The following is an 8840-nucleotide window of genomic DNA, read 5'->3' on the forward strand; positions in this document are numbered from 1 at the left end:
AATCGACCACTTTATGAGCAAGAAGCGCGTTATGCAGCTGGTTCGAGGCCTCCACAACTTGCGCCCCCAGCATCGGGGCTGCGTCGCCACTATTGGCAACTTTGACGGTGTTCACCGTGGTCACCAGGCTATCCTGGCCCGGCTGCGTGAGCGTGCGCTCGAGTTGGGCGTACCCAGCTGCGTGGTGATTTTCGAGCCGCAGCCACGGGAGTTCTTTGCTCCCGACACCGCACCGGCACGTCTGGCGCGGTTGCGCGACAAGCTGCAATTACTGGCCGCTGAAGGCGTCGACCGGGTGCTGTGCCTGGCGTTCAACCAGCGGCTGAGCAAGCTCAGCGCCAGTGAGTTCGTCGATACCATTCTGGTCGATGGCCTTGGCGTGCAGCATCTGGAGGTCGGTGACGATTTCCGTTTCGGTTGCGACCGCCTCGGCGATTTCGATTTTCTGATGCAGGCCGGGCAGGTTCACGGTTTCACCGTCGAAGCGGCGCAAACCGTCGAGCTGGACGGCATTCGCGTCAGCAGCACGCAGGTGCGCAACGCCTTGGCTGCGGCCGATTTTGCCTTGGCCGAACGCCTGCTCGGCCGTCCGTACCGCATCGCCGGTCGCGTGCTGCATGGTCAGAAACTGGCCCGGCAACTGGGCACGCCCACTGCCAACATTCAACTCAAGCGTCGTCGCGTGCCGTTTACCGGGGTGTATCTGGTGAATGTCGACATCGACGGCAAGACCTGGCCCGGCGTCGCCAATATCGGCGTGCGCCCCACGGTGCAAGGGGATGGCAAAGCCCACCTCGAGGTCCATCTGTTAGATTTTGCCGGCGATCTGTATGACCGGCGTTTGACGGTGGTTTTCCACCAAAAGCTGCGTGAAGAGCAGCGCTTCGCCTCTCTGGAGGCATTGAAAACGGCGATCAATGCGGATGTCGCCACCGCCCGTGCACTAGCCGCACCTAGCGCCCATCGCTAATGAAGAGCCTTAAATGACCGACTATAAAGCCACGCTAAACCTTCCGGACACCGCCTTCCCAATGAAGGCCGGCCTGCCACAGCGCGAACCGCAGATCCTGCAGCGCTGGGACAGTATTGGCCTGTACGGAAAGTTGCGCGAGATTGGCAAGGATCGTCCGAAGTTCGTCCTGCACGACGGCCCTCCGTACGCCAACGGCACGATCCACATCGGTCACGCACTGAACAAGATTCTCAAGGACATGATCATCCGCTCGAAAACCCTGTCGGGTTTCGACGCGCCGTATGTCCCGGGCTGGGATTGCCACGGCCTGCCGATCGAGCACAAGGTGGAAGTGACCCACGGCAAGAACCTTGGCGCGGATAAGACCCGTGAGCTGTGCCGTGCCTACGCCACCGAGCAGATCGAAGGGCAGAAATCCGAGTTCATCCGTCTCGGCGTGCTCGGCGACTTCGCCAATCCGTACAAGACCATGGACTTCAAGAACGAGGCCGGTGAAATCCGCGCCCTCGCCGAAATCGTCAAGGGTGGTTTTGTCTTCAAGGGCCTCAAGCCGGTGAACTGGTGCTTCGATTGCGGTTCGGCTCTGGCTGAAGCGGAAGTCGAGTACGAGAACAAGAAGTCCTCGACCATCGACGTTGCATTCCCGATCGCTGACGAGGCCAAACTGGCTGCCGCGTTCGGTCTGGCGTCGCTGAGCAAACCTGCTGCGATCGTGATCTGGACCACCACCCCGTGGACCATCCCGGCCAACCAGGCGCTGAACGTGCACCCGGAATTCAACTATGCCCTGGTCGATATCGGCGACAAGCTGCTGGTGCTGGCTGAAGAGCTGGTCGAAGCCTGCCTGGCGCGCTACGGCGTGGAAGGTTCGGTCATCGCCACCACCACCGGTAAAGAGCTGGAGCTGATCAACTTCCGTCACCCGTTCTACGATCGTATGTCGCCGGTGTACCTGGCTGACTACGTTGAACTGGGCGCTGGCACCGGCGTGGTTCACTCCGCCCCGGCCTACGGCGTGGACGACTTTGTGACCTGCAAGAAATACGGCATGGTCAACGACGACATCCTCAACCCGGTACAGAGCAACGGCGTGTACGTGCCGTCGCTGGAATTCTTTGGCGGCCAGTTCATCTGGAAGGCCAACCCGGCCATCGTCGAAAAACTGACCGAAGTCGGTGCGCTGATGCACACCACCGTCATCGAACACAGCTACATGCACTGCTGGCGCCACAAAACCCCGCTGATCTACCGCGCTACTGCGCAGTGGTTCATCGGCATGGACAAGGAGCCAACCAGCGGCGACACCCTGCGCGTGCGCTCGCTCAAAGCCATCGAAGACACCAAGTTCGTTCCGGCCTGGGGCCAGGCGCGCCTGCACTCGATGATCGCCAATCGTCCGGACTGGTGCATCTCGCGTCAGCGCAACTGGGGCGTGCCGATCCCGTTCTTCCTCAACAAGGAAAGCGGCGAGCTGCACCCGCGTACCGTCGAGCTGATGGAGGAGGTCGCCAAACGCGTTGAAGTCGAAGGTATCGAAGCCTGGTTCAAACTCGACGCTGCCGAACTGCTCGGTGATGAAGCGCCGCAGTACGACAAGATCAGCGACACCCTCGACGTCTGGTTCGACTCGGGCACCACGCACTGGCACGTTCTGCGCGGTTCGCACCCGATGGGCCACGAGAGCGGCCCGCGTGCCGACCTGTACCTGGAAGGTTCCGACCAGCACCGTGGCTGGTTCCACTCCTCGTTGCTGACCGGTTGCGCCATCGACAACCACGCGCCGTACCGCGAACTGCTGACGCACGGCTTCACCGTCGACGAGTCCGGCCGCAAGATGTCCAAATCGCTGGGCAACGTGATCGCGCCGCAGAAGGTCAACGACACCCTGGGCGCCGACATCATGCGTCTGTGGGTCGCTTCGACCGACTACTCCGGCGAAATGGCGGTGTCCGAGCAGATTCTGCAGCGCAGCGCCGATGCCTATCGTCGTATCCGCAACACCGCGCGCTTCCTGCTTTCCAACCTGACCGGTTTCAACCCGGCCACCGACCTGCTGCCGGCCGAAGACATGCTGGCGCTGGATCGCTGGGCGGTGGATCGTACGCTGCTGCTGCAACGCGAGTTGCAAGAGCACTACGGCGAATACCGTTTCTGGAACGTGTACTCGAAGATCCACAACTTCTGCGTGCAGGAGCTGGGTGGTTTCTACCTCGACATCATCAAGGACCGCCAGTACACCACCGGTGCCGACAGCAAGGCCCGGCGCTCGTGCCAGACTGCGCTGTTCCACATCTCCGAGGCGCTGGTGCGCTGGATTGCGCCGATCCTCGCCTTCACTGCCGACGAGCTGTGGCAATACCTGCCGGGCGAGCGTAACGAGTCGGTCATGCTCAACACCTGGTACGAAGGCCTGACCGAGCTGCCGGAAGGCTTCGAGCTGGGTCGCGCCTACTGGGATCGCATCATGGAAGTGAAGGTCGCGGTCAACAAAGAGATGGAAATCCAGCGTGCGGCGAAAGCCGTCGGTGGCAACCTGCAGGCCGAAGTGACGCTGTTTGCCGAAGAGGCGCTGAGCGCCGATCTGGCCAAGCTGAGCAACGAGCTGCGCTTTGTCCTGATCACCTCGACTGCCAGCGTTGCACCGTTCGTTCAGGCTCCGGCCGATGCAGTGGCCACCGAAGTCAGCGGTCTGAAACTGAAGATCGTCAAATCGGCGTTCCCGAAATGCGCGCGTTGCTGGCATTGCCGCGAAGACGTCGGCGTGAACCCGGAGCATCCGGAAATCTGCGGGCGTTGCGTCGACAACATCAGCGGCGCGGGCGAGGTTCGTCACTATGCCTGATGCCGTTGGCCGTTTCGGACGGCTGAGCTGGCTGTGGTTGAGCTTGCTGGTCCTGGTCATTGACCAGGCCAGCAAGTTCTACTTCGAAGCCAAGCTCGAAATGTTCCAGCAGATCGTGATCATTCCCGATCTGTTCAGCTGGACCCTGGCCTACAACACTGGCGCTGCCTTCAGCTTCCTCGCCGACAGCTCCGGCTGGCAGCGCTGGCTGTTTGCCCTGATCGCGATTGTGGTCAGTGCCGTGCTGGTGGTCTGGCTCAAGCGTCTGGGCCGCAACGACACCTGGCTGGCCGTCGCCCTGGCGTTGGTGCTGGGTGGCGCGCTGGGCAACCTGTATGACCGCGTTGCCCTGGGCCATGTGATCGACTTCATCCTGGTGCACTGGCAGAACCGCTGGTATTTCCCGGCGTTCAACATTGCCGACAGCGCGATCACCGTTGGCGCGATCATGCTGGCACTGGACATGTTCAAAACGAAGAAAACCGAAGAGGCTGCTCATGACTGAACCGCTATCGACTGAGCAACGCATCGGCCAGAACACCGAAGTTACCCTGCACTTTGCCTTGCGCCTGGAAAACGGTGACACCGTCGACAGTACCTTCGACAAGGCCCCGGCGACGTTCAAGGTCGGCGATGGCAACCTGCTGCCGGGCTTCGAAGCCGCACTGTTCGGCTTCAAGGCCGGCGACAAGCGCACCCTGACCGTCGAGCCGGAAAACGCTTTTGGTCAGCCGAACCCGCAGAACGTGCAGACCATCCCGCGTTCGCAGTTCACCGACATGGAGTTGTCACCGGGTCTGCTGGTGATCTTCAACGATGCGGCCAATACTGAATTGCCAGGTGTGGTGAAGGAATTCGACGACACGCAAGTGACCGTCGACTTCAACCACCCGCTGGCGGGCAAGACGCTGACCTTTGACGTGGAAATCATTTCCGTCAAAGCGATCTAAAAATGCAGGAGTGAGCTTCTGTGGCGAGGGGATTTATCCCCGCTGGGGTGCGAAGCGCCCCCAGACCAGTCAACGGATTCTGAGACAAATCCGTTGACGGTCTACGACTGCTAAGCAGTCGAGCGGGGATGAATCCCCTCGCCACAACAAGCAGGTCTCTACAGTCTGTTTTCCATTGTTTTCGCGCGCAAGACACGAGGCACAGCATGCAAATCAAACTCGCCAACCCCCGTGGCTTCTGCGCCGGTGTGGACCGGGCGATCGAAATCGTCAACCGCGCCCTGGAAGTCTTCGGGCCGCCGATCTATGTGCGTCACGAAGTGGTGCACAACAAGTTCGTCGTCGAAGACCTGCGCAGCCGTGGCGCGATTTTCGTAGAAGAGCTCGATCAGGTACCCGATGACGTGATCGTCATTTTCAGCGCCCACGGTGTTTCCCAAGCCGTACGCAACGAAGCCGCCGGTCGTGGCCTGAAAGTCTTCGATGCAACCTGCCCGCTGGTGACCAAGGTGCACATCGAAGTCGCCAAATACAGCCGCGACGGTCGTGAGTGCATACTGATCGGCCACGCCGGTCACCCGGAAGTTGAAGGCACCATGGGCCAGTACGATGCCAGCAACGGCGGCGCGATCTACCTCGTTGAAGACGAAAAGGACGTGGCCGCATTGCAGGTGCGCGATCCGGAAAGACTCGCTTTCGTCACCCAGACAACCTTGTCGATGGACGATACCAGCCGTGTGATCGATGCCCTGCGCACGCGCTTCCCGGCGATTGGTGGCCCGCGCAAGGACGACATCTGCTACGCCACACAAAACCGCCAGGACGCCGTCAAGCAACTGGCCGACGAATGCGACGTGGTGCTGGTGGTCGGTAGCCCGAACAGTTCCAACTCCAACCGTCTGCGTGAACTGGCTGAGCGCATGGCGACTCCGGCGTACCTGATCGACGGTGCCGAGGACCTGCAACAGAGCTGGTTCGACGGCGTCGAGCGCATCGGTATTACCGCTGGCGCCTCCGCACCGGAAGTGCTGGTCCGGGGCGTGATTCAGCAATTGCAGGCCTGGGGCGCGACTGGTGCCGACGAGCTGGCTGGCCGTGAGGAGAACATCACGTTCTCGATGCCGAAAGAGCTGCGCGTCCGTTCGATCTGACGCTTCTGCCTTTGTCGCACAGCGCCTGCTCGGTCTCTTGACTGCCCAGGCGCACGCGACCGGTCGCCGCCAGCACGATCTGCCGCTGGCTGACCGGTTCGCGCGGCGAGCAGATGTGTATTGTCCCCGCCTGAAATCGCCGTCCCGGCATCAGCGGCTGTCCCAGATGACTGAACCGCACGTAGCGGCTCACCCACCAATTGCCGACAATCGCCACCTTCGCCTCACTGGCGCGCTCCACCAGCAGCGGATTGCTGCTGTCCTCCGGCCCCTTGCCGCTTCTATCCAGAATGATCCGCCAACCCTGACTCCAGTCGCCGTCAATGCCATGGATCACCACACTTTGATTGTGGGTCATAGCCAGGGTGCGAGCGTGGCGGATGCCTTCGAGCAGCGACTGCGCTGCGTGGTCGCGCTGAGTCGCTTGCTTGAGCGCGGCGAACGCCGGGCTGACCAGCAGCAGAACAATTGCGCCAATCGCCAGTCCCATAAGCAGTTCAATCAGGCTGAAACCGTGTTGCGGCATGAAAAATCCCTCCGTGGAATGGTATGAGCAGCGCAATCCGTGCGCCGCGCAGGGCAAATCAGTCGGCGCGTGCCGAGCGAATGTTCTAGCGTGTAAAAGCAGGTATAGCCGACGGCAACGGAGGGCACCGATGGATCTTCGTACAAAAGGTTTCACGCTGGTCGAGTTGCTGGTCGCCATCGCGGTGTTCCTGATACTGATCACGCTGGCGGTGCCGGCCTTTACCCGTACGATCCAGAGCAGCAGGGCGGATACCGAAGTCGGCGACTTGCAGCGGGCGATCAATTTCGCTCGCCTCGAGGCAATCAATCGCGGCGTGACCACGCGTCTGCGTCCGACCGCCGGCGGCAGTGTGTGGACCGGTGAGCTGGCGGTCTACGACAGCACTGGCAATCCGGCCAATGTGTTGCGGGTTGTTCCAGCGATGAGCAGTGGCGCGACTCTGACGCTACCCTCAGGAGTGACCGCACTGGATTTCAACAATCTTGGTGGTCTGGCGGCACCGTCGACGGCGGTAGTCATCGGTTACACGCTGGGCACGCAAAGCAGGACGCTGAACGTGTGTTTGAACGGACGCATTCAACTGAGTGGAAATTGCGGATGAGGGCAGGGAGCAAAAACGCACAGGAGGGCATGACGCTGATCGAAGTGCTGGTCGCGCTGCTGATTCTCACCGTCGGGCTGTTGGGCGCAGCGGCGGTGCAGCTCAATGCGCTGAAGTACACCGACAGTTCGCGGATGACCAGTCAGGCCAGCTTCATCGCCTATGACATGATGGATCGCATCCGCGCCAATTCCGGCGCCAACTACACCGTCACGCCACCGACCTCGGGCAATCTCAGTAATGCGCGGGATCAGGATCTCTACGATTTCACCACCAATATCGCCAACTTCGGCGGCCCGACCGCGACGGGCAGTATCACCCTCAACCAGCGGGTCTACACCATCACCATTACCTGGAGCGACGCGCGCGCGGCCAACGCTGCCAGTGCCCAGCGCAGTTTCGTCCTGACCAGCCGGGCGGCGGTCGATCCGGTGGCCACGCCATGAAGCGTGCCAGCCGTGGTTTCGGCCTGATCGAATTGCTGATTGCTCTGGCTTTGGGGCTGATCGTCGTGCTTGGTGTGGTACAGATTTTCATCGCCGCAAAAAACACCTACGTCAGCCAGAACAGCGCCGCAGCGATGCAGGAAGATGCGCGCTTCGTCCTCAGCAAGATGATTCAGGAAATTCGTATGGTCGGCATGTTCGGCTGCCTCGGCACCATCGTCGACTCCAGTTCGGCAGGGGACTTCAACGCTGCGCAACTCATCCCGATCAACTGGGATAACGCCAGTCTCAAGCTGACCCTGGTCACCGCCGATGTCGGCAGCGGCGGGGGGACGCCGACCTGGACGGTGATTTCCGATTGCCGCAACAGCGCGGTCGCCTACAGCGGATTGCGCAACCCGACCACGGGCCAGATCGCGTTCCCGATCCGGCGCCTGATCTACAGCTTCAGCAATAACCAGATCCTCATGGGCACCGGCAGCGGCAATCCGGCGCAGCAAGTGCTGGTCAACAATGTCAGCGCCTTCAACGTCACCTTCGGCCTGGCCAGTTCGGCGACCGACGTCGCAGCCTCGACCTACAGCAGCAACCCTGGCGATCCCGCGCGCATCCGCAGTGTGCGCCTGAGCCTGACCCTCACCGACCCGAACAATCGGGTGCGCAATCAAACCTTCAACGTGGTTGCGGCATTGCGCAACCGCTTGCCATGAGGGGGCGGCGATGAGGATTTCCTTGCAACAACGTCAGGCCCAGCGCGGCATGGTCTTGTTGGTCAGTCTGGTGTTTCTGCTGTTGCTCACATTGATCGGTTTGTCCTCGATGCAGAGCGCCAACCTGCAAGAGAAAATGGCCGGCAGCGTCAGCTTGCGCAATCAATCGTTTCAGGCGGCCGAAGCGGCATTGCGTGTCGGCGAAAGTGCAGTACAACTGGACAGCTACTCATTGGCGGTGTGCAGCGGCACGAGCCAATGTCTGCCGCCGGCGGAATCGTCATCGGTCAGCTCGGCCGGCTTCAATTCGACCTCCGGGGTGACCTGGATCGCTGCCGGTAATGGCTTTTATGGCGTGCAGAACATCGGCACGACCCTGACGGCGGTGAACGTACCAAGTAACACTTCGGCGACGTTGTATCGAGTCACTGCGGTCGGCATCGCCGGCAATTCGCGTAGCGTGGTGGAGAGTGTCTATGCGAAGTATTGAGCGCGGCCTGTCGTTGTTGATCGGCATGCTCCTGAGTTTCTACCTGGCGGCACCGGCCTGGGCTTTCACGCCTTCCGATTCGCCATTGCTGAGCGCGGCTGCGGTGGCGCCGAACGTGATGCTGCTGATCGATGATTCGGGGAGTATG

The 8840-nt window shown here is 61.1% G+C and carries 10 protein-coding genes; 9 read left to right on the plus strand and 1 reads right to left on the minus strand.

Features of this window, described 5'->3' with window-relative positions; all coding sequences use genetic code 11:
• The first annotated feature begins 31 nt into the window (after nt 1–31).
• The 5 genes from ribF (at nt 32) to ispH (ending at nt 5916) form a co-directional block, all read left to right on the plus strand.
• A complete protein-coding gene (ribF, locus tag OQK_RS15110) occupies nt 32–970 on the plus strand; it encodes a bifunctional riboflavin kinase/FAD synthetase (RefSeq protein ID WP_016773125.1) in 939 nt (312 codons plus the stop codon).
• A gap of 13 nt (nt 971–983) precedes the next feature.
• Complete coding sequence (gene ileS / locus OQK_RS15115) at nt 984–3815, plus strand: isoleucine--tRNA ligase (RefSeq protein ID WP_016773126.1); 2832 nt, start codon at nt 984–986, stop codon at nt 3813–3815.
• The gene (gene lspA, locus OQK_RS15120; protein ID WP_016773127.1) at nt 3808–4320 is read left to right on the plus strand and encodes a signal peptidase II; all 513 of its coding nucleotides are present in this window, start codon (nt 3808–3810) and stop codon (nt 4318–4320) included. Before ileS ends, lspA begins: the two co-directional genes overlap by 8 nt.
• A complete protein-coding gene (gene fkpB / locus OQK_RS15125; RefSeq protein WP_016773128.1) occupies nt 4313–4765 on the plus strand; it encodes an FKBP-type peptidyl-prolyl cis-trans isomerase in 453 nt (150 codons plus the stop codon). Before lspA ends, fkpB begins: the two co-directional genes overlap by 8 nt.
• A gap of 206 nt (nt 4766–4971) precedes the next feature.
• On the plus strand, nt 4972–5916 hold the full coding sequence (gene ispH / locus OQK_RS15130; RefSeq protein ID WP_016773129.1) for a 4-hydroxy-3-methylbut-2-enyl diphosphate reductase: 945 nt from the start codon (nt 4972–4974) through the stop codon (nt 5914–5916).
• On the opposite strand, the gene OQK_RS15135 is transcribed toward ispH, so the two are convergent.
• Entirely contained in the window at nt 5873–6442 is a 570-nt protein-coding gene (locus tag OQK_RS15135; protein WP_016773130.1) for a GspH/FimT family pseudopilin, read from the minus strand. The genes ispH and OQK_RS15135 overlap by 44 nt on opposite strands.
• A 130-nt stretch (nt 6443–6572) precedes the next feature.
• Here OQK_RS15135 and OQK_RS15140 point away from each other — a divergent pair, with 130 nt between their 5' ends.
• From OQK_RS15140 to OQK_RS15155, 4 genes are read left to right on the plus strand one after another with little or no spacing between them, the layout of a single operon-like run.
• Complete coding sequence (locus OQK_RS15140; protein ID WP_016773131.1) at nt 6573–7046, plus strand: GspH/FimT family pseudopilin; 474 nt, start codon at nt 6573–6575, stop codon at nt 7044–7046.
• On the plus strand, nt 7043–7492 hold the full coding sequence (gene pilV, locus OQK_RS15145) for a type IV pilus modification protein PilV (RefSeq protein WP_016773132.1): 450 nt from the start codon (nt 7043–7045) through the stop codon (nt 7490–7492). The genes OQK_RS15140 and pilV overlap by 4 nt, the downstream gene beginning before the upstream one ends.
• Nucleotides 7489–8202, plus strand: a complete 714-nt coding sequence (locus tag OQK_RS15150) for a PilW family protein (RefSeq protein WP_016773133.1) — start codon at nt 7489–7491, stop codon at nt 8200–8202. Before pilV ends, OQK_RS15150 begins: the two co-directional genes overlap by 4 nt.
• 10 nt (nt 8203–8212) lie before the next feature.
• Nucleotides 8213–8692, plus strand: coding sequence for a pilus assembly PilX family protein (locus tag OQK_RS15155; protein ID WP_016773134.1), 480 nt, complete (start codon nt 8213–8215; stop codon nt 8690–8692).
• Nucleotides 8693–8840: the final 148 nt, after the last annotated feature.

Origin of the sequence: Pseudomonas sp. R62 (genome assembly GCF_000257605.1) — a bacterium.
GTDB lineage: Bacteria > Pseudomonadota > Gammaproteobacteria > Pseudomonadales > Pseudomonadaceae > Aquipseudomonas > Aquipseudomonas atacamensis.